Origin of the sequence: Arcanobacterium canis (assembly GCF_029625435.1) — a bacterium.
Lineage (GTDB): Bacteria > Actinomycetota > Actinomycetes > Actinomycetales > Actinomycetaceae > Arcanobacterium > Arcanobacterium canis.
Genome location: NZ_CP121208.1, coordinates 741788 through 765725, shown reverse-complemented (window position 1 = coordinate 765725; position 23938 = coordinate 741788). Strand labels below are relative to the sequence as shown.

Annotated in this window: 20 protein-coding genes and 1 riboswitch; of the genes, 8 read left to right on the top strand and 12 right to left on the bottom strand. The window is 53.6% G+C overall.

Annotated features, from left to right (window positions below; all coding sequences use genetic code 11):
- Window positions 1-57 precede the first annotated feature (57 nt).
- A complete protein-coding gene (locus P7079_RS03410) occupies window positions 58-483 on the top strand; it encodes an HIT family protein (protein WP_278013429.1) in 426 nt (141 codons plus the stop codon).
- 109 nt (window positions 484-592) lie between these two features.
- On the opposite strand, the gene P7079_RS03405 is transcribed toward P7079_RS03410, so the two are convergent.
- Together P7079_RS03405 and P7079_RS03400 are read right to left on the bottom strand one after the other, a co-directional pair.
- Complete coding sequence (locus P7079_RS03405) at window positions 593-1297, bottom strand: vitamin K epoxide reductase family protein (protein ID WP_278013428.1); 705 nt, start codon at window positions 1295-1297, stop codon at window positions 593-595.
- A 1-nt stretch (window position 1298) separates the two neighbouring features.
- A complete protein-coding gene (locus P7079_RS03400; protein ID WP_278013427.1) occupies window positions 1299-2054 on the bottom strand; it encodes an HAD hydrolase family protein in 756 nt (251 codons plus the stop codon).
- Window positions 2055-2300: 246 nt separating this feature from the next.
- Here P7079_RS03400 and P7079_RS03395 point away from each other — a divergent pair, with 246 nt between their 5' ends.
- The 5 genes from P7079_RS03395 (at window position 2301) to P7079_RS03375 (ending at window position 8722) form a co-directional block, all read left to right on the top strand.
- Window positions 2301-3419, top strand: coding sequence for an AI-2E family transporter (locus P7079_RS03395; protein ID WP_278013426.1), 1119 nt, complete (start codon window positions 2301-2303; stop codon window positions 3417-3419).
- A gap of 53 nt (window positions 3420-3472) precedes the next feature.
- The gene (locus P7079_RS03390) at window positions 3473-4183 is read left to right on the top strand and encodes a purine-nucleoside phosphorylase (protein WP_278013425.1); all 711 of its coding nucleotides are present in this window, start codon (window positions 3473-3475) and stop codon (window positions 4181-4183) included.
- Window positions 4184-4457: 274 nt separating this feature from the next.
- Entirely contained in the window at window positions 4458-5717 is a 1260-nt protein-coding gene (locus P7079_RS03385) for an alpha/beta hydrolase (RefSeq protein ID WP_278013424.1), read from the top strand.
- 44 nt (window positions 5718-5761) lie between these two features.
- Window positions 5762-8359, top strand: coding sequence for a bifunctional lysylphosphatidylglycerol flippase/synthetase MprF (locus P7079_RS03380; protein ID WP_278013423.1), 2598 nt, complete (start codon window positions 5762-5764; stop codon window positions 8357-8359).
- Between the two features lie 27 nt (window positions 8360-8386).
- Complete coding sequence (locus P7079_RS03375) at window positions 8387-8722, top strand: rhodanese-like domain-containing protein (protein ID WP_278013422.1); 336 nt, start codon at window positions 8387-8389, stop codon at window positions 8720-8722.
- 56 nt (window positions 8723-8778) lie between these two features.
- Here the strand turns inward: P7079_RS03375 and P7079_RS03370 are convergent, their stop codons facing one another.
- The 10 genes from P7079_RS03370 to P7079_RS03325 all read right to left on the bottom strand — a co-directional run bounded on the left by P7079_RS03370 (window position 8779) and on the right by P7079_RS03325 (window position 20797).
- Window positions 8779-10437, bottom strand: coding sequence for a galactose/methyl galactoside ABC transporter permease MglC (locus tag P7079_RS03370; protein ID WP_278013421.1), 1659 nt, complete (start codon window positions 10435-10437; stop codon window positions 8779-8781).
- Window positions 10438-10450: 13 nt separating this feature from the next.
- On the bottom strand, window positions 10451-11959 hold the full coding sequence (locus tag P7079_RS03365) for a sugar ABC transporter ATP-binding protein (RefSeq protein ID WP_278013420.1): 1509 nt from the start codon (window positions 11957-11959) through the stop codon (window positions 10451-10453).
- Window positions 11960-12033: 74 nt separating this feature from the next.
- Window positions 12034-13254, bottom strand: coding sequence for a substrate-binding domain-containing protein (locus P7079_RS03360; protein ID WP_278013419.1), 1221 nt, complete (start codon window positions 13252-13254; stop codon window positions 12034-12036).
- 143 nt (window positions 13255-13397) lie between these two features.
- Window positions 13398-13793, bottom strand: a complete 396-nt coding sequence (locus P7079_RS03355) for an aldose epimerase family protein (RefSeq protein ID WP_278013418.1) — start codon at window positions 13791-13793, stop codon at window positions 13398-13400.
- Window positions 13786-14343 (bottom strand): aldose epimerase family protein, encoded by a 558-nt coding sequence (locus P7079_RS03350; RefSeq protein WP_278013417.1) that lies wholly within the window; start codon window positions 14341-14343, stop codon window positions 13786-13788. Before P7079_RS03350 ends, P7079_RS03355 begins: the two co-directional genes overlap by 8 nt.
- A gap of 123 nt (window positions 14344-14466) precedes the next feature.
- Window positions 14467-15195, bottom strand: a complete 729-nt coding sequence (locus P7079_RS03345) for an amino acid ABC transporter ATP-binding protein (protein ID WP_278013416.1) — start codon at window positions 15193-15195, stop codon at window positions 14467-14469.
- The gene (locus tag P7079_RS03340; RefSeq protein ID WP_278013597.1) at window positions 15192-16013 is read right to left on the bottom strand and encodes an amino acid ABC transporter permease; all 822 of its coding nucleotides are present in this window, start codon (window positions 16011-16013) and stop codon (window positions 15192-15194) included. Before P7079_RS03340 ends, P7079_RS03345 begins: the two co-directional genes overlap by 4 nt.
- A gap of 5 nt (window positions 16014-16018) precedes the next feature.
- Window positions 16019-16909 carry a transporter substrate-binding domain-containing protein gene (locus P7079_RS03335; RefSeq protein ID WP_278013415.1) on the bottom strand — a complete coding sequence of 297 codons (891 nt, stop codon included), beginning with the start codon at window positions 16907-16909 and terminating at the stop codon, window positions 16019-16021.
- 118 nt (window positions 16910-17027) lie between these two features.
- A riboswitch (Lysine riboswitch) is annotated at window positions 17028-17196 on the bottom strand.
- A 192-nt stretch (window positions 17197-17388) separates the two neighbouring features.
- Window positions 17389-19335, bottom strand: a complete 1947-nt coding sequence (gndA, locus tag P7079_RS03330; protein ID WP_278013414.1) for an NADP-dependent phosphogluconate dehydrogenase — start codon at window positions 19333-19335, stop codon at window positions 17389-17391.
- Between the two features lie 25 nt (window positions 19336-19360).
- Entirely contained in the window at window positions 19361-20797 is a 1437-nt protein-coding gene (locus tag P7079_RS03325) for a GntP family permease (RefSeq protein WP_278013413.1), read from the bottom strand.
- 168 nt (window positions 20798-20965) lie between these two features.
- Here P7079_RS03325 and P7079_RS03320 point away from each other — a divergent pair, with 168 nt between their 5' ends.
- Window positions 20966-21700 carry a FadR/GntR family transcriptional regulator gene (locus tag P7079_RS03320; RefSeq protein WP_278013412.1) on the top strand — a complete coding sequence of 245 codons (735 nt, stop codon included), beginning with the start codon at window positions 20966-20968 and terminating at the stop codon, window positions 21698-21700.
- Window positions 21701-21770: 70 nt separating this feature from the next.
- Entirely contained in the window at window positions 21771-23933 is a 2163-nt protein-coding gene (locus P7079_RS03315) for an alpha-galactosidase (protein WP_278013411.1), read from the top strand.
- The last annotated feature ends 5 nt before the right edge of the window (window positions 23934-23938 follow it).

Sequence of the window (23938 nt, the reverse complement as noted above, 5' to 3'; positions counted from 1 at the left end):
AAAATGGTTCAACCAATGGTAACGCACAGAGTCCACAAGCCGGCGTAGACTAGGGATATGCCAAGCGTATTTACAAAGATTATTCGTGGGGAGATCCCCGGTCAGTTTGTCTGGAAAGATGCGGTGTGCGTAGCTTTCGCGACGATCGAACCAGTTCGTCCTGGACACGTTATGGTGATTCCGCGCCAGGAAGTGGCCAACTACACGCAACTTGACCCCGCCGTCTTTGCCCACATTATGAACGTTGTGCAGATTATCGGTCGTGCGCAAGAAGAGGCCTTTGAGGTTGAGCGGACAATCGTTCAGATCCTCGGATTCGATGTGCCGCATACTCATGTGCATGTCATTCCGGGTGCCGATTCCGGAGCAGCGAAATTTGACAATGCAGCTCCAGCAAGCCCCGAAGTCATCGCTTTGTCGATGAACAAGTTGCGCGACGCCCTCACTCGTGCTGGACACGGTGACTTCGTTCCTCAGTCCTAACTCATCCCGATACCGACTGCCCCGGTTTTACAATGGCGTAAGTCCGGGGCAGTCATATATGTATGTGAGAGATCTGTGGTGAAGGTAAGGGTTTCGGTGTCACCAATCCTCACATGAGGATGATCCACTGATCCCAAAACCACACGATGGCAAAAGCGACGATCGCCACCCATATCGCGATCGTCATCCACCAGCGATTTCGGGTAAGCATTCGGCCAGGAGCTACACCTGCACTCCCCCAATGTCCGGCATACAAAGAAGTACCGATCACTGTTAGCCACAATGGAATCATGGCGAACCACGTCACCACACAGAAGGGGCACAATGCACCTTCTTTGAAGAAGGACATATAGGCGAACCAACACACCCACGCAATCCCTGCGCTAGTCCCGAGGCTCAGCGCCTGCCACAGCACGCGTGCCAACCGTGATCGAGTCACGAGCATTAACCCAATTGCCACCATGCCACTGAAAAATGCGAATCCTAGAACCGAGTTCGAGATTCCGAAAAACACTTCGTTTTGCCACTGACCGATCCATTTCGAGCACCCCACCAGCGGATTCAAATCGCAGGCGAGCAAGGCGTCCGGATGAGTCAGTTTCTCCTTTTCGCTCATGATCAGGCCCAGGGAAGCGACGAAGCCGACAAGCGACGTGACTAGTATCGTGATCGCCGAACCGAGACGGGCACCTCCGAGCTGTTCATGCTCGCTTGAAGATCCGTAGTAGCGCCCATCAACAGCATTGAGTCGTGCTTCAAGAGCGGTCAGTTCGTCATCGTTCATGTCCTCGCGGTACTCAAGATCGTCAGCCATCTCACTTTTCCTCTCGTGCTGTGATGAATCGTTCGACAAAATCAGCGGTCTCTTCCCAGCCACGGACTGCGTGTGTCTCGATGCCCAAGCGTGTCACCGGATAATCATTTCCCCCCTCATCAAGGCGATCACCAACGAAAAGCATCTGATCGAAAGGGATACCTGTTTGCTTCGAGAGTTCCTCGATTCCGTAGGCTTTATCGATACCTTGAGCAGTGATATCAACTGACGTCGATCCTCCCGAGCGAACTTCCAATTCAGGAAGAAGTACGGCGACAGCAGAGCGAAGGTTTTCTTTCTTCTCCCCCGTTGGATCCCACGCTTTTTTTGCTTCAAGGGGTGCTTGCTGACCCAGAGCGGAAAAAGTGATTTGAGATCCACGATCCTCAAGAATCTCTCCCCATGTTGACTCTTCCCATAACCCTAGGCGCTGAGCCTGTGTGCGCAGAGTGTCAAGCGCTCGTAAACGTAATTGCTCAGGCAGATCTCGCACATATACCGGCACCCACTTCCCCGCATCACGTCGCATATACCGAGTACCACACGTCGGCATCAAATGAAGCCGGGAGAGCTGTTCTTCAGTGGCGTCAAGATTGGCCAGAAGTTGGTGACGAAATTGGTCAAAATTTCCGCCCGAAATGACGCACACGTCAACCTCATCGAGCAAGCGCGCCAAGGCACACCCCATTCGCTTCGGCAACGGAGATTTAGAGGGCGCAAGCGTGTCGTCAAGATCGAACGCGATGAGGGAAGTCATGGGCACCTTTCGTCCAAAAAACTAAAGGCATCATACCGCCTTTAAGCTTGTCGCTGCTAGTGTTGACTCCAGACCTATTCACAAGAGAAAGATGTGTTTATGCTCAACTCACCCTCATCGTCCCCAAAGGTTCCCCTCACACTCATAAAAAGCGCGGCGTGGTCGTGGCGTCTCATCGTCACAACGGCCGCATTCCTCGCAGCTGGATGGGTCCTACTACAACTCTCTTCAATCATGGTATCGCTCATGGTGTCACTCCTCTTGGCAGTGATCCTTGAACCGGTTGCTTCCTTCTTACGTAATCGTTGGCATTGGCCACGCGCACTTGCTGCCACTGCGGCACTCCTGGGATTGATCATCCTGGTGTTATTACTGTTCATTGGAGCAGGAACCTCGATTTTCCAAGGCTTCTCCGATCTGTCAGAGCAAATCACCCAAGGTATCAATTCCGTTGTTGGCTGGCTGCACAGCCAGTTCCCGCAATTCGACAAGGAAATTTCGAGCGCTTGGGAACAAATCCAGGGATACGCCAGGAATAATTCCTCTGTCATCGCAGGTGGCGTCGCTTCAGTCGGCTCAAGTCTTGTCACTTTTGTCACCGGTGTGCTCCTCGTACTCTTCACACTCTTTTTCTTCCTCAAAGATGGACGCCGGATGTGGCACTGGCTAGTACGTCTCTTCCCCGAAGCGAATCGGACCAGTGTCAACGAGTCAGGAATTCGCGCCTGGATCACAATCGCATCATATGTTCGAGTCCAAGCGATTGTTGCCGCAGTTGACGCTATCGGCATCGCGCTCGTGGCCTTCATTTTGAAGACTCCCCTCACCCTTGCCTTTCCCATCGGCGTGCTCGTCTTCCTCTTTGCTTTTATTCCGATTCTCGGAGCATTCATTTCAGGTTTCGTTGGCACCATGGTCGTCCTGGTCAATACGGGAAGCCCGTGGATGGCTCTTGCCATGTTCCTCGGTGTGTTAATTGTTCAGCAAGTGGAAGGCAACGTGCTCCAGCCAATTCTTCAAGGCAATGCTCTGAATATGCACCCCCTTGCCATCGTTATAGTTGTTGCTGGTGGATCGGCTTTGTTCGGTATCTATGGTGCGCTGTTCTCGGTTCCGATCGCGGCTGCGATCAATACCGTGGTTCTCTATTTACGTGGTCACGACATCTATCCGTATCTCTCCCAAGATGAGAACCGCCCCGGAGGTCCGTTCAAACCATTCGACTATTACGCATCACAATATTGGGAAGATTTTGCGCAGAACGTGGCACAGACAAAACATCCCAAGTCCCGCTATGTCACAGGCGAATCAGGTACGGATGAATCGATCAAGCGCGATGAAGAAGACACAACTTCAGCCGAATAAGATTGTTACAATAGAACGCCACCATACGGTGAGATGAATCAAAGGAGATAAACATGTCCACACCCCACATCGCGGCTGAACCAGGAGATTTCGCTCCCGCAGTCTTACTTCCCGGCGATCCCAAGCGCGCTGAACGCATGGCCAAGCAACTAATGCCAGATGCAAAGCTTGTCACTGACGTTCGCGGCATCCTCGGATTCACCGGCGAGGTGAACGGCCAGCCACTGTCAATCATGGGAACCGGAATGGGGCAGCCCTCACTGTCCATCTACGTTAACGAACTGTTCATGCACTACGGCGTGGAACGCGCGATTCGCGTGGGCACATGTGGCGGTCTCTCGCTCGACGTTAACGTTGGTGATGTCGTCATCGCAATGGGCGCACACTATGAGGGCGTCCTCAACACCTATCTCACGCCAAGCATCCACTACTCTGCCGTTGCTGACTACGGCTTGGTGCGCGCGGCTGTGGAAGCTGCAGAAGGTGAAGACGGTATTCACGTCGGCACTGTGGCATCACGTGACCGTTTCTACGGAGTGCCAAAGGAAGAAAACGAAGCACTCGCAGCAGTGGGATGCTTGGGCACCGAGATGGAGGCAGGCGCGCTTTACGGGTTGGCCTCGAAGTACGGACGCAAGGCACTCGCTGTTCTGACAGTGTCTGACCACATCCTCAAAGGATCTGATCGTGACTACACGGCTGCCGAGCGCGAGGAGCTGTTCCAGCGCGCTCTGAAGCTTGCTGTTGCTGCTGCACATTCGTGATCTTGGCATAGACCATATATAGCGTGGGGACATAGGTTTCCTTTGGGAACATATGTCCCCACGCTTTTTGTTTATTACACTGCACTTGATTATTCGTCATGGGTCATTTCCCTCCGTTTACTGAGATATCTCAAGCTTTTCATGCCCCTATGACATTTTTTGGCGATCATTCCACTATCTCATCCTGCATACGTGGAAACACGGGTTTCATACACCACAAATTTCCAACCACGGATGCACAATTTTGGTGCTACCAGTGCGAGATAATTGCCCCATGGACTTTTTCTGGAAATTTCCACTCACCGATCTCGCTGCACAAATTGTGATCTGGACTCTCGTTGCTGCAACCACGATAAGCGCCTGCACACTCGCTTTCCGTACTCACCCTCGACGTGCCTGGGTTGCATTGTCCATAGCAGCCATAGTTGATGCGATCGCCGTATTCGGTTTCTTTGTGTGGCCAAACCCCTGGCCAGGAGAAGTCCCGTGGAATCTTTTCATTGCAACGTTCGGAACAATGTTCACTATCGTTGCATTCGCGGTGGTGCAAGGCGCGCGGTTCAAATTTTTCTTTCTTACCCTTGTCAGCGCAGGCCTCACTTTCCTCGTCGCGAATCTGACTTATAAGGAATACACGAATCCTGCATCTTTCCTCCCTCCAACAAATGTTGTGCGGATGAATTACGAGGAGTTTTCAAAGCTAACCTCCGCGCCAGTCAATGACGGAAGAAAAGTTGGAGCGCTTGTTTCCGTTCCATTCGAGGGACCAGTATCGGCTTTCCCCGCTCGTGACGCAGTTGCGTACATCCCTCCTGCGTATTTCTCCTCGACAACTCCATTCCCCGTCGTCGTATTACTGGCAGGGAATCCAGGAAGTCCTGATCAATGGTTCACCGCCGGTGATGCCGCTTCAGCAGCAGACGCTTACCAGATCAAGCATCAGGGGGTGTCCCCCATCATCATCTCAGTCGATGGAACAGGATCTCTGACTGGAAACCCCGGCTGCGTCGATGGCCCGGATCTGAAAGTCCATACTTATCTGACGCAAGACGTACCAGCTTTGCTCAAGAAGTATTTCCGCGTCACCGACAATCAACATACATGGTCAATCGGCGGGCTCTCATACGGAGCGACGTGTTCCGTTCAGATTGCCACCACCGCCCCAGGAACATACGGTGCATTTTTGAGTTTTTCGGGAGATAAAACCCTCCTTACCGGCTCAAAGCAACAAACAGTCGATTCCCTCTTTGGCGGAGATCAGTCAGCTTGGGAAGCTGCTGATCCGGCGCATGTACTGGCGATGGCTGCCGAAAAGGGATCTCCCAATCTCACCGGAGGTCGTGGCCTATTCTTCTCTGGTACTGATGACCCAAAGGCAATTGCCGCACAAGAATACTTGGCACGCCTCGCGATAATGGCCGGGATGAACGTCCAGACGCATACAATCCCAGGCGGGCACAGTTTTGACGTATGGCGGGCGGCCTTTGCCGAGGCACTCCCCTACGCTGCTGAAACAATCGGAGGTCTGAAGTGAAATTTATGGCGCTCATAAAGAAGGCACCTGTTTCCATCATATTATTGGCCGCACTATGGGCTTTATGGGCGTCTCAAGGCGGTGATCATCTCGCTCTCAGGCACACATTCGGACTGCGGGCGACCGGCGATCTCAATTTCCTTCACATATTCTCCTCGGGGTTGACCTCGGCGACCTTCCAAGGAGTGATCGGCGCAAGCGCCGGCATTCTGACATTGGGCTTCATAGCGGAACGCACTCTCGGCTCCGCTCGCTTCGCATTGCTTTCCCTGGCTACGCATGTCATTTTCGCCCCATTCGGCCTATGGTTTGCCCATGTGAGCGCGCCGTATCTGGAATCTATCGCCACTGCCGGAACGGCAGATTACCTCCTCTCACCCGGTGCATGGATTTTTGGTACGTCGATGTTTGCCACGGCATTTATGCCTGCTGTGTGGAAACGGCGATTGCGTCTGGCCGGTTTCGTTATCACAGCAACACAGACACTGTTCCTCGGAAACGTCACAAACACCGTGGCTTTTATCTCCGTGATTGGAGGAATTACCGCGGGATCGCTTGTTGCTGGCCTCGGGTTCCCACGAATGCGCACTCTTCGTCAGTCCTCCGCCCGTGAACGGCGAGTCCTCGTCGCGGTGCTTTTTGGAGCAGTAGCGATTGCTCCTGTGCTCATCGGTACTCATCCAACAGCATCGGGACTATTCTCAGACGCAAACTTCCTTATTTGGCAGCCCTATGCACTGGCATTCCACGCAGACTGGGCATGCACATCGAACGACATGGCACGGTGCGCGGCCATGGATCAACTTGTGGCTTTCGAGGGAATAAGCAACACGATCGCCAACATCATTCCTGTCCTCATCCAGCTGATTTTCGCGTGGGGTCTCGTACGTGCGAAGCGAGCAGTCTGGATCGGTGGCATCATGTCAACCCTCGCCACAATAGCGATCGTCATCATTCAGTTCATTCAGATTGGCCTTCTCTACGGCGATCTCTCCACTGTTCTTGCCCTGACAGCGTTTTCACTCATCCCATGGTTTGTCGTCCTTCTGGCGTTGCTCGCTACGCGCAAACTCTATACAGTGCGCACATCATCAAAGGCACATACTCAAGCTATCGTCTTCGTCGTCGGCGGAATCATGGCAGCCGCGGCAATCTGGTTCATCGGTACCGCAGTCTTCGCTACCCAATTCACGCCAGAGATCGGAGCGAGCCAAGCTTTCGGAGAATTCTTCGTCCGACTTCTTCCTCCCATCGCCTCGATCCTTCTGCCGCTGGGGAACGTCCCAGCCGGAGCAGGAGCTTGGTTCTCGTTCATCTGGACCGGAACAATATTTTGGGTACTCGTCGCCATTGCGCTGTATTTCCTCGTGGTTGATTCTCATTCGGAGCTTCGTTTCAATGACCGCATTAAAGCACGCCAAATTCTTGAACATGGAACCGGCGATCACTTATCATTCATGACTCTGTGGGAGGGGAACTCTTACTTCTTCCATGAGCTAGGCTACGTCGCCTACCGCGTGTCTAATGGCGTGGCGGTAACACTTGGTGGCCCAGTTTTCGCCGGTCACAGCGAGTCGTTGGCCCACGATGACGAGTCGATGTCGGTGGCCGATACGCTTCCGACCGACGCCGACCGTCACGTACTTGCGAGCGCCTTCGAAGATTTTGTCCAGAAACAAGGGTGGCAAATCGCCTGGTATTCGGTAAATGAGGAGTTCACTCGCCCTGGCTTCAAGAAACTCCATGTTGCTGAAGAAGGCGTGCTGAGCGCCGACACCAAATTTACTGGGAAGAAATTCCAAAACGTTCGAACCGCCAAGAACAATGCGAAAAAAGAAGGTATCGAAGCAATCTGGACGGATTGGGAAAGCCTCGATATTGATATGCGCGCCCGCGTCACAGCACTGTCTGAGCAATGGGTTGCTGAGAAGGCACTACCAGAAATGGGTTTCACCCTCGGATCTCTCGACGAATTAAAGATCCCGGGCACCAAGATGATGCTTGCGGTGGATCAATCTCGTCATCTTCATGGAATCACGTCGTGGCTTCCTGTCTACGAAGGTGGTCGGCTCGTGGGATACACGCTCGATTTTATGCGACGAGATTCCGACGGTTGGCGTTCGGTGGTCGAGTTTTTGCTTGGTGAGTCAGTTCCGAAGATGGATGAGCTGGGCCTGAAGTGGGTGTCGCTGTCAGGTGCTCCTCTCGCCCGAAGCAAAGCGATAGCTAATCCATCGTTCCTCGACGTCGTCTTGGAACGCACCGGTGCGCTTATTGAGCCACTCTACGGGTTCCGCTCACTTGCAAGCTCGAAGTACAAGTTCAATCCCGACCATCACGGTTGGTATCTGGCGTACGACGACGAACTGGCACTGGGCAAAATCGGCATGGCGATTTCGCATTGTTATCTGCCTGAACTGGGTCCAAAGGGTGTTGCTGAAATTGTCCGCGTTTACTTCGAAGCACAAAAGCAGGCCAAGATTGACGAGGAAAACAAAGCTCGCCGTCGCGCCGAGGTTGAGGCTCGCGATGCCGTGATCAAGGCGATCCATCGAGGGCTTCCTGCCCCTGAGGAGGCAATCGCTGTCCTGGGCAGCGACACTGTTGCGCAGATCGTCGCCGAGGCGGCTCGCTCAGAGTAAAACTTGTCAATCACGTAGAGTAGCCGCATGGGGTTCTTTGATTTTATTTTTCCGGGTGGGAAAAACCCACAGCTCACCGTCGCACAGGCAGCCGCCGCACACTCAGCTGGCGCGCCCGTCGTCGATATCCGCGAAATCATTGAGTGGAACAAAGGCCATGTCCCGAGCTCGATCCATCTGCCCAAGGCGCGCCTTTTTCGGCCAACCACGCAACTTCCTGATGGTTCTCCCCTCATCGTGATGTGCCAGGACGGACGCACTTCTTTAGATGTTGCACGTAAGCTCAATAAACTCGGCGTGGAGGCAACATCGGTATACGGCGGTTTTGTGGCGTGGAAAAGCGCAGGCTACAAGGTCGAATAATAGACAATATGCTAAGTGGCGCCAGGGGTACCCCTGGCGCCACTGAGCATTAAGGCTCACTTCTTCTGAACATACTTGAGCGAATCAAGCGTGACAGCAGCGAGGATGATGATTCCTTCGAAGACAAACTGAAGGTTCGTATCGATTCCGAGGATCGTCAGCGAGTACGTCAAACCGGTAAAGATCAGCACACCGACGACGACGCCGGAGATCTTGCCGATGCCACCGGTGAAAGATACGCCACCAACCACACACGCGGCAATTGCGTCCATGTCCCAGCCTTGGCCGTAAGCAGCCGAACCAGATCCGTACATGCGTGCGGCCTCAAGCCAGGATCCGAAACCGTAGAGGATACCAGCCAGAATGAAGGCACCCATCGTCACCTTGAACACTGAAATGCCTGAAACTGCAGCGGCTTCAGGGTTACCACCAACTGCGTACAGGTTCTTACCGAACGTCGTCTTGTTCCAAATGACCCACACAACAACTGTGGCCGCAACTGCCCAGAGAATAATGGTGGGGAATCCCGAAACATTCGGAACAATCATCTTCGGGATATCAGCTTCAATTGCACCGAAGGACACGCCCTTCGTCGCGTAAGTGACAAGACCAAAAATAATGAGCATGTTCGCCATCGTTGACACGAACGGGTGCATCTTGAATCGTGCGGTGAAGAATCCGGCGATCATCGTAAACGCAGTGGTTGCGATGACACATGCAATCAATGCGCCAACAATTCGGATCCCGAGAGGAACCGATGAAAAATCGAAGACGATACCGAAGACACTTCCCGTATTCGGCCCCTTATGCATCACAACAGTAGCAATAACCATGCCCATGCCCACCATTCGTCCAATAGACAGGTCTGTGCCGGTGAGCAAGATCAGGCCGGCGACGCCCAAGGCGAGGAACATACGCGGGGAGGCCTGCTGCAAAATATTGAGCACATTTTGCGTGGTGAAAAGGTCAACGTTCTTCACAATCGGGGCGATGATCGCCAGTGCGATGAAGATCAGGACGATGACGATGTACAAGCCGTTCTTAAGCAAGAACTGGCGACGGTTGAAAGAATAGCGGTAGTTTTCCCACTTCTGCGCCATCGACTGCGTCAACGTGAAGTTGGAGTTTCGCAGCATGTCGATCATGTGGAACTTCTCCGACACAGCCGCATGACGACGATCCTTGGCGGCTTGAATCTGATTCTTCATCTGAGTCTTGGCATCGTATTGGCGATTCTTGTAAACGAAATTCTCGTCCTTGAGCTCTTGCTTAAGCTCAGAACCGCCAGCGGCATTGAGCTTCTTGACGTTGTGCTCATGCTCAGCTTTTAGTTCAAGAAGCGCAGCTTCGTACTGTGCCTTGGCTGCTTTCTTCTCATTGACGACTGACTCTTCAACATGGGTGAAATATTGCTTGTCGTAATTCTTGTCAAGGTACGCTTCGGCTTCGCTCACTAACTTCGCAATTTTTGCCTTGTTCTGGGCTTGGACTTTACGCGCAGCAGCGAGCTCGGCTTCGTCTTGTTTGCGAATCTCAGCTTTTTCTTCTTTCGACAGTGTCCGATCAGCTTTCAACGTTCGCAGTTGGTGCTGCAAACGCGTCACTTTCGTTGTCCCGTCAGCACGCAACGCATCAATCTGCGCTTGGATCTTTCCGACATGCTCCTTGACTGGTTCGAGGAGCTGCTCTTCCTTCTCATAAGACAGGATGCTCATGTACTTGCCTTTCTCACAGATACTTTGCACTGAGCTTTAGCAGCTCTTCTTGGTTCGTCTCTTTGGTGTTGACAATGCCAGCGAGTCGGCCGCCAGACATCACCGCGATCCTGTTGGTAATGCCGAGGATCTCCGGCATCTCGGAGCTGACCAAGATCACTGTGCGTCCTTGCTTGGCCATCTTGATGATCAGCTCGTAGATTTCGTACTTCGCGCCGACGTCGATGCCTCGCGTCGGCTCATCCATCATGAAAACGTTGGGCTCGCGTTCAAGCCATCGCCCGAAAATGACTTTCTGCTGGTTGCCACCCGACAATGCCGAGATCAACTCTTCAGGTCCGGTTGTCTTGGTATGCATCGTACGGATTTCTGCAACCGTTGCCGCTTGCATCTTGCGATCCGACAACATGGCAGCGCGTTTGTAGGCAGGAAGATTCGCAATCGTCGTATTAAATGTGAGGTCACCTTTGAGGAACAGACCGTCAGCCTTACGTTCTTCTGTGATCAAGGCAAATCCAGAATCGATTGCGTCACGCGGCTTATCGAAATTCATCAATTTGTCGCGGTAGTACACCCGGCCAGTCGCGCGGGTACGCACACCAAAGATTGTCTCCAAAAGCTCGGTTCGTCCAGCTCCGACAAGTCCATAGAGGCCAAAAATTTCTCCTTGGCGAACGTCGAAAGTGATGTCCTTAATCAACGGCGCAAACTTCGTTGACAGATGCTTGATCGAGAGAATTGGATCACCTGGGGTGTTATCGACTTCGGGGTAGCGATTATCGAGGGAACGGCCCACCATTGCAGTGATCAGTTCACTCATATTCGTCTCAGTCGTATCTTTGGTCATCACGAGTTTTCCATCGCGAAGAACAGATACCTGGTCACAAATTTCAAAGATCTCGTCCATCTTATGCGAGATGTAAACCAGGGAAATTCCGTCGTCACGCAGCTTGCGCATCATGGAAAACAACTTGCGTACTTCAGGTTCGGTGAGTGACGACGTCGGCTCGTCGAGCACGATCACCTGCGAGCGATAGGAAATCGCTTTAGCGATCTCGCACATTTGCCGCTGAGAGACCGACATCTTGCGCATGGGTTGAGTCAGATCGACTGTCATGCCAAGCTGGCGGAACAAGTCTGCTGCTTCCTTGCGCATACGAGTTTCATCGATGGTTCCCAGGGCTGTGGTTGGGTAGCGTCCGAGAAAGAGGTTGTCAACGACGGAGCGTTCAAGAGCCTGGTTAAGCTCCTGGTGAACCATCGCAATTCCATTTTCTAGCGCTTCCTTGGGACCGGTGAATGCTACGGGGTGTCCATCGAGGGTGATGTCGCCTTCGTCCTTTTGGTAGGTACCGAAAAGGCACTTCATCATCGTGGATTTTCCAGCGCCATTCTCGCCCATGAGTCCAATGATGGAGCCACGTTTGACATTGAAGTCAATGTGATCGAGCACCTTATTGCGCCCGAATGACTTTGACATTCCTCGGATCGACAAGACGTAATCGTCATTGATGTCTGTCATTTTTGTGCTTTCGTTTGGCAGTGGGGGCCAGGTCAGTCCTAGCCCCCACATATGTTGATGTCTTTGGCCAGTACTTACTGGTTCAGCAGCGCGGTGTAGGACGATGCGTTGTCCGTCTTGACCATGTTGATGGCGAATGCATCGTAGGCGCTCGGGTTGCCCAGACGGTTGGTGACGTTCGATTCAGTCTGACCGTCGCCGCCAATGTATTCAACATCGAGGTTGAGCAGTTTGTCGTACTTCTGGAGGAGCGGCTGATAGGTCGAACCGAGGAAGTTGTCGGCAGAGTTGTAGATATTGAGCCATACCTTCTTCTTCTCAGCCTTGACCTGGTTGCTCACTGGCTTGTATATCACCGTTGGATCGAGGAAATCCTTGTAGTTCTTTTCCGTAACAGCAATATTCAACGCATAGAAAGAACGCTCTGCTTCGACATACTTGTAGTCTTGCTCAGACAAGACATTCCCCGCCTCGTCCTTCTTCGAAATGCCTTCCATGACGTCCTTGCCATCGAGGGAGTTACGAAGCACTCGCAGAGTGAGGTAAGCCTGGACGTCCGCGTGCTGGGAAATCGTGCCAGCGTAGCCGTCCTTGATGGCTGCCACTGCATCGGAGTTGGCGTCGTAGCCAAACGTCGGAACCTTATGAGCCTTGCTCCACTTGTTGAACATGGCCATGCCCATGCCATCGTTGTTCGAAATGACGAGATCGATCTTGTCACCGAACTTTCCGCTCCACGCGGTGATCGTATCACCTGCAGTTCCAGCGTCCCAGGTTGCACCTGCACCAGTTTTCATTTCCTTCGAAGCGAGTTCTTCAACTTTGAAGTTATCAAGCGAGCCTACCTTGACTGCACCAGCGTTAGTTTCGGTCGGGTCGGAGAGAATTGCGCCGTCTTTCTCGACGCCGGTTCCGAGCGCCTTACGCACACCGCGCGTACGGGCAATCGAGTCGTTATGGCCGACATCGCCGACTGCGAGAACGTATCCAATCGTGCCATCGCCGTTGCGATCAACAATATCCTTGTGTGCCTTGATGAAGTCAGCAACCATCTGGCCCTGGAGCTCAGCACCGTTGTTGGCATCGAAGCCCACGTAGTAGGTCTTGTCGTTGAAGTTCAAGGCGTCCTTATCAAGCTCGCCCGTGGACGAATTCGATGGCTGGCGGTTGAACCATACGAGTGGCTTTTGGTTATTCGGACCGGCCGGGCTCGAACCCGATGTGCTCGTCCCACATGCGGACAAAGCGAGCAAAGCTGCCGCCGAGACGGTCAGGATCTTGCTGAAGTTTTTCATCTGAAACCTCTCTGGAGTCGTCGTTGACTTCTGACGAACTATTCGCACCACGTTGTGCTCTTCATCTCGTTTGTCAGACACCGAAAGATTACACACCGCTGACGCCCGCGAGCAATGCGAAAAACTATTCTGCAAAAACCGTTTTAGTTTGCAAGAATCTTGCAACCAAATTGGTACTCGCGTGTCTCTCCCCCACCAAGATATTCACAGTCAATCCCCGTGCGGAACGCGTTTGGCGGGCAACTCATTGGTTCAATCGCCACCGCCCGGCCATATCCTGGGTACGGCTCCGCTCGTCCAGCACCAGCGGTAAAGACTTGCAGCCACCGGCACCACTCGCCTGCCCACACTTGCGTACGCCGCCCATCGAGACCGACGACGTGAGCACTCACCTTCCCGTTGTCACTGACGACATCGGTGAAGCAGTTGTCCAACCACAGACCGTTCAAACCCACTCCGTCGGCAATGTCGGCGAGCGTGCCGACGTCGGTGCGCACGTCCTCGACAGCGACAAGCGGCCCCGCAGGCAAGTTACGCACCGGATCCAGCCGGGAGCATCTGACGCACCGGAAGCTGAAGAATCGATTGGTCCGCGACTGATCCTGGGGCAAGGAGATACGGGTGGAAGCCGAAACCAAACGGAGCGGTCGCGTCGGAAAGATTCGTTGCAGAGAAATTCGCGCTCACACCCCCGCTTGCCGAAACAGACCAGGTGATCGCATATTCGAAAGGCCAGGGGTAACCTTTCTGGGCAGGCATCGATAAACGTAACGTACACTCATCCTCCTTGGGGCGATTCACCTCCCAATGTTCAAACCCCACAAAGCCGTGATTCGCATTGCCGCGTTCGGGCTCACTGATCGCGAGCTCAAAAATTTCGCCATCGTGGTAGTAGCGCGCGTCGCCGACGCGGTTAGGCCACGGGGCCAAGAGCATCCCCGAACAGTGTGGCCGGGACGATACATACGTGTTCACAAAATCGATTCCATCATATTGCGCCGCAGCAAGCCCAGCGCCATATGGGTCGATTGCTGCTCGGTAGGGGCCGGACTGGATCCAGACAAAATCATTGTCAATTGCGTTCGTCATTGATACCTCCTTGTACCAGTGGGCATTTTATTCCCGTCTAGCGCGTCTTGGCAAAGCTCAAGCGCTCCCCTACCGACAGTGACAGAACTGACGAGGAGAGCGCTTGAGACTAACAGGAGATCGTTAACGCAGACGGCGAACGAATTGTCGAGTTTTCTCCTCGCAGGGCAAATCAAAAATCTCTGACGGAGTTCCGGTTTCCACCACAGCGCCGTCGGCCATAAACACAACCTTGGTTGAGACGTCACGAGCAAACGCCATTTCGTGCGTGACCACCACCATGGTCATTCCGTCCTGCGCAAGTGACCGCATCACGTCGATCACCTCACCCACCATTTCAGGATCCAGCGCCGACGTTGGTTCGTCAAAGAGTAAAACCTCGGGATCCATCGCGAGCGCTCGTGAGATTGCAACGCGTTGTTTTTGTCCGCCGGAGATCTGCCGTGGCTTGGCGTTGATATAGGGAGACATTCCGACGCGATCGAGGTAGTGGAGCGCACGTTCGCGGGCTTCCTCTTTACTCCTGCCGAGAACTTTAACCTGGCCGATGATGCAGTTGTCGATCAACGTCAGGTTGTCAAAGAGATTGAAGGACTGGAAGACCATACCGACTTTTGTACGGTAGAGGTGTGCCTGCAGGGAGGTAACGTCTGTCCCGTGAAAGCGAATCTGACCTCCACTGGGTTCTTCGAGCAAATTGATGCATCGAAGTAACGTTGATTTGCCGCTTCCAGAGGCACCGATAATAGTGGTGACATCACTGGGGTGAATGTCCAGGTTGACTGAGCGAAGAACCTGGTGCCGCCCGAAGCTTTTCGACAGGTCAGAGATTTCAAGAATCGGCTCATTCATGGTCGTTCCTCTCGATAGCGGTGTTGTGCGCTTGGGGTGGAGCTGTTTCGATAGGTGTAGGTGCCCGCTGCCATCACCAACGGGTCAGCGCTCACCAAGTCATAGGAGTCGTCACCGTCGAGTCGGCGCTCGAACCAGCGCAACAGGGCCGAGGCTGCCAATGTGACGGTCAGGTATCCGATCATTTCGATTGTCGCGGACGGGAAATACTTGAAAATCGCGCCCGATACCATCTTGTGGACGGAGAAAAACTCAGAGAATCCGATGATGAACATCACCGATGTGTCCTTGATGTTGATAATCAAGTTATTGCCGATTTGCGGAAGAAGATTTCTCAGGGCTTGCGGTAGCACCACGTACATCATCGTCTGGACATGGTTCATTCCAATTGCACGTGCGGCTTCACTTTGTCCAGGGGCAACGGAAAGGATGCCCCCACGAACTGACTCAGCGATATACGCCCCCGTATTGATTGAGACGACGAGAATCGACACTGTCCAAATATTTGAAAACTGCAGGGCGTTATTTGTGAAGTATGGCAACCCGTAAAAGATAAAGATAGCCTGGAGAATCATCGGTGTGCCACGAAAAACTTCCACGTAGATGCGCACGCCAACGCGTGCGAACCAGAGAACAACTCGCTTCGTTACTGGCGCCGACGGCGGATGCGGAATGGTGGTCAGGATGCCGCAGGCGAAGCCGATCAGGCATCCAATAAGAGTAGCCACCGTGGCGAGGATCAACGTATTGGCCATGCCTGCCAGGTAAATCCATCCATATTGGTCAAGAAGAAAAAGGATGTCGTTCCACAGTGTCATCGCGCTCACCCGTGGTTTTCAAGCGGAGCGATTTGCGTGGCCTGGTTCATCCGCGTATCGAAGTCTTGTTGGGTTTGGCCCTTCAATGCGCCATTGATTGCATCCTTGAGCACGGTATTGCCCTTGCGCACTGAAATACCGATGTTGACGTCCTCGTCTGACACGGTGAAGTTGTCCTTGGTTCCCGTGAAATCCAAAATTTTCAGGTCCGGGTACGCACGCAGCGCGCCCTGGGCTGTGGGCTTGTCGCACGGCACGATATCGATTTGCCCAGTTTCGAGCGCAACGAGCATTGCGGGTGCCGATTCCGCAGCAGGAAGACGTTGGACATTCGCGATTTGCGGAATGAGTGAGTCATACCAGACGGTTCCCGACTGCGATGTCGCTTTGGCGCCAGCGAGATCAGAAATTCCCTGAGCTGTGGCGAATGGTGAATTCTTCTTGGTTAACACCACCATATTGGCGACTTGATATGGGCCAGCAAAATCGACTTCTCGTTCACGCTCAGCGGTCATTGACTGACCAGCAATCACTGCGTCAACTGTGCCTGATTGAACAGCTGGAATCAACGAGTCCCAATCCAATTGCACAATTTCGAGTTTCCAGCCATTGGCCTGCGCAATGTGCTTGGCAGTCATCACGTCATAACCGTTTGCAAAAAGATTCGACCCCTTGATTGGAACCGCGCCGTTTGCATCCGTAGGCTGTGCCCAGTTGTAGGGGGCATATGCTGCCTCCATGGCAACTGTGAAAACGCCGTCGTCTATTCCGCTTCCTGTGCCAGCGGTTCTTGACGGGGGTGCTCCAGCGTCGGTAGGTAATTGAGTGGTTCCTGTTGAGCACGCAGCCATTGTCAGCGCAAGTGCTACCGTGCCAAGAATCTTGTGAATCCGCATTGTCGGATGTCCTTCCATACGTTGTCCATTGGTGGTCAACATAAGCTGGCCGCATCTGACAAAAATGAGGCCATGCCTGTACATGACCTCATGCATGTGCGAAAACGCTCACGTATGGAATCATGACAGCTCTCCGCTTTCGCGACAGTCCACAAGGTATTCCCTTGCAGCCCGGGTACTGAGTGCCGGTTGAGCATCTCAGCCCCTCGGCAACCTCCCCTTTCGCTTCCCACCTCAACCGGGTGTGAATGGAAGCTACTGATGTTGGTTGCGCCTCTATCATGCTTATGTTGTGGATCATCCTAAAACGGGTTCCCGATGGATGCAATACTCGCCGCCAACTGTTCCACAGTGTGAGACGAGGATGCGCTTCTCCTCTCAGTCGCAACAGTCGCCGTCGTCTGCGTGCTTATCTGCTGAATAACGCTTGCGACACATCAGCGGACGTTGTTGCTGATGTGTCGCAGGCGTCTGACCAGTCACCTCATCAGGTTCCACGGCCCGTGTGCCACAGTGCCGGGTTCATCGATGAACTCAAATCCATGCGAGCCAAAATAGTCTCGCTGCAATTGGATCAACGCTGTCGGAAGCTGAGGCCGTGCCAACGTGTCGAGATACGCCAAAGCAGCGCTCAATCCCGGAACTGGCACGCCATTCGTTACTGCAAAACACACGACTTCGCGCAGCTCGCCAATGTCAGACTCAATTTTTTGTGCAAAAACCGCATCAGACAATATTTCATGCGAGCCACCATGAGATGACCTCAATGCCCGCGATATATCGTCCAGGATACGACCGCGGATAATGCATCCTGCACGCCAGCCCAGAACAACATCACCGAGGTCAATATTCCAGTTGTACTGGGATGATGCTGCGGAAATCACCTCAAGGCCTTGTGAATAGGCAATGATTTTTGCCAGGTATAGTGCGTGCGCAACGCGTGTGACATCCAAAGTTTTATTGGCGACCACGTTATTTTGTCTGATGTGTCGCAGTTCGCTCACACTGGCAAAACGTGTCATGAGTGACATCACGAGTATGCTCGCATCGACGCCCAACTCCACAGCGATCTGGCTTGACCACGCACCTGTCCCCTTGTGACCTGCACGGTCACACACACGATTGACTAACGGCACCCCATGTTCGTCATCAGTTGCCAGTATCTGAGTCGTAATGTCAATCAGATACGAAGACAATTCTGTGGTTTTCCACTGTGCCATTACTTCAGAGATCTCATGCGGGGTCAGGCCACTTGAACGCAACAAATCATAGGCTTCTGCGATCAATTCAAGTTCGGCATACTCAATACCGTTATGCAATGTTTTGACCAAATGGCCCGATCCATCTGGACCAACTAACGTCGCACAACGGCGTCCGTCGTCGGCAACAGCAGCGATCGTTGACAGAATGGGGGCGACTCGTTCGAGTGCCGCGCGTGAACCTCCGAGCATCAGCGCAGGTCCGTGCAAGGCGCCTTCGAACCCACCGGACGTGCCGCAGCCAACGAAGTCGAGGCCCATCTGGCGTAGTTGAGCCTCCCGGCGTCGGGTATCGGAAAAGTGTGAGTTACCCATATCGACGATGACGTCTCCAGGATCGAGGTATTCACTCAATTGGCTAATGACTGAGTCAACTGCGGGCCCAGCAGTAACCATGAGACAGATGATGCGAGGATGCTCAATCAGACCGACAAATTCACCAATATCTTCTGCGGCAATGATGGCACCGTCAGCGCTGTATGCCGAGGCAAATTCTGTGGCAACGTCAGGCACAACGTTCGTCACTGCCACCGAATATCCCTTCGATGCGAAATTACGTGCGATCGCGCCTCCCATGACACCGAGTCCATAGACACCAACGTTTGCCTGAGGATTTGTTGACGTTGGATGTTTCTTTGGCGAAAACGCAACGTTGCCGACAATTGCCCCAATACGCTTTTCAATTGTCGTCGCGATCGCTGACGGAGTATTGGTGACGTCGATAACCTCACCTTCTTCGTCTGCCTCAAGTGGTTCGAGGGTAGAAAATTGAGATTGAATGAGTGATGCTGGCATGAAATGGTCTGTGCGGGCAGCGAGCCTGTTCTCCAGAAGTTCGTGATCCCCATCGAGATGGAAAAACACGACGCGAGAACCCGCCTGCCGTAAAACATCACGGTAACTGCGCTTGAGAGCAGAACACGTCACCACAGTTGACCTCGAGCGTGAACCTTCCTCACGCATCCACTGCGTTATGGCCTTGAGCCACGGCCATCGATCATCGTCATCAAGTGGGTGACCCGAGGCCATTTTGTCGATATTGGCCTGAGGGTGGAAATCGTCGGCTTCAGCGAGTTCCCAGCCAAGCCTGTCGGCAACAATTCCTGCCACAGTAGTCTTCCCGGAGCCTGAGACTCCCATGATGACTACATGCACGACGTCGTTCATTGGTCTTCTCCTTTCCCTGGAAATCTCACAAGACAACGTAGATCAATGCGACGAAAGCAAAGCCGAGGACAGATTCGAGGGTTTGTTGGACCGTCCACGTTGCCAACGTCGTCTTGACGTCCATTTCGAGCAAGCGACCAACCAGCCAGAAACCAGAATCGTTGACGTGAGAGGCAAAAACAGAACCAGCGGACGCAGCAAGGACAATACATGCAACTCCGACGGACGACAGATCAGCAGCTGCAACGGCTGGAGCCATCAACGACACTGACGTGATAAGCGCGACTGTGGCTGATCCTTGGGCCAAGCGCAAGGCGACCGCCACCAAGTAGGCACCCAAAATGACTGGAATCCCCAGATCCCGCATGGCATCAGCGAGAGCTGTACCAATCCCCGAGGCGCGCAAGACTCCACCAAACATTCCACCGGCGCCGGTCACCAGAATCACCGAACACACCGGGCCAAGAGCCGAATCCATAATCTTTTCGATACCAGTTTTGTCTGCATTGATGTAACGCCCGAGGATAACCATGGCAACCACAGTGGCAATGAGCAGAGCAATCGGCGTTTGTCCGAGCTGCATCAGCGCGTTGATCACACCAGAGGAAGCAACGCGGGCGTGTGTCGTAGCATCAGTTTCTACCGACTCGATGACCCCCGTTTGCACCAGCGTATTAAGACCTGTATTAACGAAGATCAAGAGTGCCGGAAGGATCAATGTGAAAATCACCAGACCCATCGACGGAAGCTTTTGAGGGAGGGCCTCATCTTTGACCGGCGAGAAAAGTTGAGGCATCGTGACGTGGTAGCGCTTTGCCGCAATTTTCCCCCAAACAACACCCGAGAGGTAGAAAGTCGGAATCGCCACGATCAGACCGATGATCAACACGAGACCCATATTTGCTTGCACAATGGCACCCGCACCGACAGGACCTGGGTGCGGCGGCACGAAAACATGCATCACGGAGAAAGCTGCCGCTGCAGGCAATGCATACAAAATAACCGAACCGTTGAGGCGAGCAGCCACCGCAAGGATGACTGGCAACATGACGATAAATCCAGCGTCGAAGAAAATCGGAAATCCCATAAAGAGCGAGGCAACCCCGAGGGCGAGCGGCGCACGATCTTGCCCGAAGGTGTTGACCATTCCGTCAGCGAGAACCTTGGCTCCTCCGGATACCTCAACGAGCTTTCCGAGCATCGCACCGATACCAACGAGTAGCGCCACGGAACCGAGTGTAGAAGAAAAGCCTGAAAGCAACGTGGGCAGGAGTTGCCCTGAGGGGATTCCTGTGGCCACCGCAGTGAGAATGCTGACGACGGTGAGGGTTAAGAAGGCGTGCAGGCGGAAGTAAATTACCGCCACCAAAATGATCATGACAGCCGCAAGTGCGATACCGAGCAAAGGCCCAGCGGACATGGTCTGCTGCCACTGTTGTTGTTCACGTAGGAAGGGGATCATTGTCTCTCCAGTTCATATCGGGCGAAAAGCGTATTCACTCAGCGTCATTGCTTCTCGGAATTGTTATTTGCCCCGGCACATCTCTGGGCCGTTGCTCCCACCCTACCCCAAAGGTCATACCTTTGAGAAGCAAAAGGATTACCTTTCACTCACTGGTACCATGACACTGTGCATCAACCAGCATCACGTTTCACAGAAATCATTGACGTTATTGGCCCACAGATCACCAGCGGCGACATTCCCACCGGTGCCGTGATCACACTGGCCCAAATCGAGGAAAAATTTTCCTGCTCGCGGACCGTCGCTCGTGAAGCACAACGGCACCTCGAGTCCTGCGGATTAATCATCCCCAAACGTCGTCACGGTCTCCTCGTCCAGCCGCGTTCCCAGTGGAATGTTCTTGACCCTGACGTCATTCGGTGGCGCCTGGCAGGCTCCGAGTCTGACCGGCAAATGAGGTCGTTGAATGACCTTCGCCAAGCAATCGAACCCAAAGCCGCACACCTGGCAGCACAGTACGCAAGCCGCGAAGAACGCGAAAACCTTCTCATCCTCGCTGACAATCTCACGCAACTCGGAGCAACGACGTCGGGACAGGAATTCCTCGAGGCAGATATTGCTTTCCACACAGCGATTCTCCGAGCGAGCGGAAATGAAATGTTTTGTTCACTCTCATCTGTCATCGATACAGTTCTGTCTTGGCGCACAAACGCCGCGTTAATGCCCCCTCATCCTGAGCCGCACGCGATGCAGCTTCACCTCGAAGTCGCCCAGGCCATTGCCCAGGCGCAGCCCGCTCGCGCGTCGCAAGCAATGGCTGCCATCGTCGCAGAAGTCCAAGAGGCATTCGATTCACACCTGCCTCATGTTCTGCGCGCGCCACAAGGAAAAACTGCCCAGTGATAGGCTGGTAGTCAGCACAAATGAACGCTCAGTCGAAAACGAGCGCTTCAACGTTCCACTGGAGTAGATCATGGCCACGATGGACAACGACGTCACCCTGCGCACCCCACACGCACCACATCCGATTGGGTTATCGCAACGACATATCGCACTTGTTCTGTCACCGACGCAGTCGCTGCCTGCGATCACCTATTGGGGCGAGGACATTCACTGCGATCACCCCTACCTCTTGCCAACCCAAACACCGCAACTCATTAACGCGGGCATTGACTGTCCAGAAGTTCCGTCAGTGCTCCCCCATCAAGCCGAAGGATGGAGTGGGGTGCCATTTATTTCTGTCAGCAGGAACGGAGTCGCACTCTTTCCACAGTTCTCGGTGAGGTCGTCACACGCTGAGCACTCTCGTTTGACGTTCACTGCCGACGCCGACGGGTTGGAATTGACGTTCACCATCGCCCTTGAACCCGGCGGTCTTGCCTGGCAACAAGCCACCATCACCAACACCTGCGATGTTCCAACGCACGTTGAACAAGTGCGCCTCGCCTTCCCCGTTCCATCCTGCGCCAGTGAACTCATGACCTTTAGTGGACACCATCTGCGCGAGCGATCTCCGATTCGCCATCCGTTCACCCAGGGATTCCACGCGCAACAATCATGGATGGGTCGGCCAAATTTTGACTCAGGATATCTCACAATCGCCGGAACCCCCGGATTCGGTTTTACGCACGGCACTGTTTACGCCACACATGTGGGATGGAGCGGAAACGTGGAGCACTTCGCTGCACGCACTGCGTATTCGTCTGGGCTCATCGGAGGAAGCGAATTGCTCTATCCAGGTGAGATCGTGCTTGAGAACGGACAAAGCTACACCACCCCAAAGGTCTATGGATCCTTCGGTGAGGGACTCAATGAACTCGCGCATCGTTTCCATACCTACCTCCGAGGAGTTCATGGCCCAGCATTGCGTCGGCCAGTAACCCTCAATACCTGGGAAGCTGTATATTTCAACCAACGTCCACACACCCTCCTTGACTTAGCCCGTACCGCAGCCGCGACGGGAATCGAACGTTTCGTCGTCGATGACGGTTGGTTTATTGGACGGCAGAATGATTTTGCTGCTCTCGGCGACTGGTATGTCGATAGCGAGAGTTGGCCACACGGTTTAGAAGAGATTTCACAGTGCGTTCATGACCTCGGTATGGAGTTTGGGTTGTGGTTTGAGCCTGAGATGATTTCTCTTAATTCCAATGCCGCGCGTGAACATCCCGAATGGATCATTCGCCCGAAATCGGATCGACTTCCGCTTCCGGGCAGACATGAATACGTCATCGATCTGGCCAACCCTCAAGCGTACGAATACCTCTTCGGCCGCATGTCGGCACTGATCACACAGCTTGGCATTGACTACATCAAGTGGGATCACAATCGCTTCATCACCGAAGCGATCTCCCCTTTCACTGGTCGCCCTGCTGTGCATGAACAAACTCTGGCCTTCTATCGGCTCATGCACGATCTGCGTCAGACCCACTCACGCTTGGTCATTGAAAACTGTTCCAGTGGCGGCGGGCGAATTGATCTTGCCATCATGTCGCTCGCTAGCTCGGTGTGGGCATCGGATTGTACCGACCCCGTCGAGCGCACGACGATCCAGCGTTATACATCGCTGTTAATTCCTCCGGAGATGATCAGCGCACACGTTGCTGCCTCTCCTTCGCATCAAACCCGCCGTTCAACTACGCTGACAACTCGCGCCGCCGTCGCCTTCTGCTACGGCTTTGGCTTCGAAATGGATATTTCGACCTTGAGCGATTTTGAACGCGTGCTGGCACGTGAGTGGACTGGGCTGCACCGTAGTCTGGTGGAGCCGCCGATGTGCGCTGTTCATGGCGATAGTGCCGACGCTTCAGTGAGCGTCGATGGCATCGTGAGCCAGGATCGTCAACATGCCATCTTCTGCATCACACAGCTCACAACATCCGAAAATTACCCCATTGCACCTGTTACGCTTCCCGGATTACGCCCCGAGCTCATATATCGTGTCCGTCCGCTGGGTGGCGCAGCGCGCTATAACGACTCGGACGTCGATGGCCGTCCCGGGCCAGTATGGTGGAGAGACGACGGTGTGGAAGTACCCGGACAAGTCTTGTCACACTGGGGTGTGAGAACAAAGCACATCTTTCCAGGAAACGCGATTTTGCTAGAAGTTGATGCAGTGACGTTTGCCTGCCGGTAAGCCAG

Bases quoted from the DNA above. Each gene is read 5' to 3' on its own strand.
- P7079_RS03410 (WP_278013429.1), top strand. From the start codon at position 58: ATGCCAAGCGTATTTACAAAGATTATTCGTGGGGAGATCCCCGGTCAG.
- P7079_RS03340 (WP_278013597.1), bottom strand. From the start codon at position 16,013: ATGACACTGTGGAACGACATCCTTTTTCTTCTTGACCAATATGGATGG.
- P7079_RS03405 (WP_278013428.1), bottom strand. From the start codon at position 1,297: ATGGCTGACGATCTTGAGTACCGCGAGGACATGAACGATGACGAACTG.
- P7079_RS03315 (WP_278013411.1), top strand. From the start codon at position 21,771: ATGGCCACGATGGACAACGACGTCACCCTGCGCACCCCACACGCACCA.
- P7079_RS03385 (WP_278013424.1), top strand. From the start codon at position 4,458: ATGGACTTTTTCTGGAAATTTCCACTCACCGATCTCGCTGCACAAATT.
- P7079_RS03365 (WP_278013420.1), bottom strand. From the start codon at position 11,959: ATGACAGACATCAATGACGATTACGTCTTGTCGATCCGAGGAATGTCA.
- P7079_RS03375 (WP_278013422.1), top strand. From the start codon at position 8,387: ATGGGGTTCTTTGATTTTATTTTTCCGGGTGGGAAAAACCCACAGCTC.
- P7079_RS03345 (WP_278013416.1), bottom strand. From the start codon at position 15,195: ATGAATGAGCCGATTCTTGAAATCTCTGACCTGTCGAAAAGCTTCGGG.
- P7079_RS03335 (WP_278013415.1), bottom strand. From the start codon at position 16,909: ATGCGGATTCACAAGATTCTTGGCACGGTAGCACTTGCGCTGACAATG.
- P7079_RS03390 (WP_278013425.1), top strand. From the start codon at position 3,473: ATGTCCACACCCCACATCGCGGCTGAACCAGGAGATTTCGCTCCCGCA.
- P7079_RS03360 (WP_278013419.1), bottom strand. From the start codon at position 13,254: ATGAAAAACTTCAGCAAGATCCTGACCGTCTCGGCGGCAGCTTTGCTC.
- P7079_RS03395 (WP_278013426.1), top strand. From the start codon at position 2,301: ATGGTGTCACTCCTCTTGGCAGTGATCCTTGAACCGGTTGCTTCCTTC.
- gndA (WP_278013414.1), bottom strand. From the start codon at position 19,335: ATGAACGACGTCGTGCATGTAGTCATCATGGGAGTCTCAGGCTCCGGG.
- P7079_RS03400 (WP_278013427.1), bottom strand. From the start codon at position 2,054: ATGACTTCCCTCATCGCGTTCGATCTTGACGACACGCTTGCGCCCTCT.
- P7079_RS03325 (WP_278013413.1), bottom strand. From the start codon at position 20,797: ATGATCCCCTTCCTACGTGAACAACAACAGTGGCAGCAGACCATGTCC.
- P7079_RS03370 (WP_278013421.1), bottom strand. From the start codon at position 10,437: ATGAGCATCCTGTCTTATGAGAAGGAAGAGCAGCTCCTCGAACCAGTC.
- P7079_RS03350 (WP_278013417.1), bottom strand. From the start codon at position 14,343: ATGACGAACGCAATTGACAATGATTTTGTCTGGATCCAGTCCGGCCCC.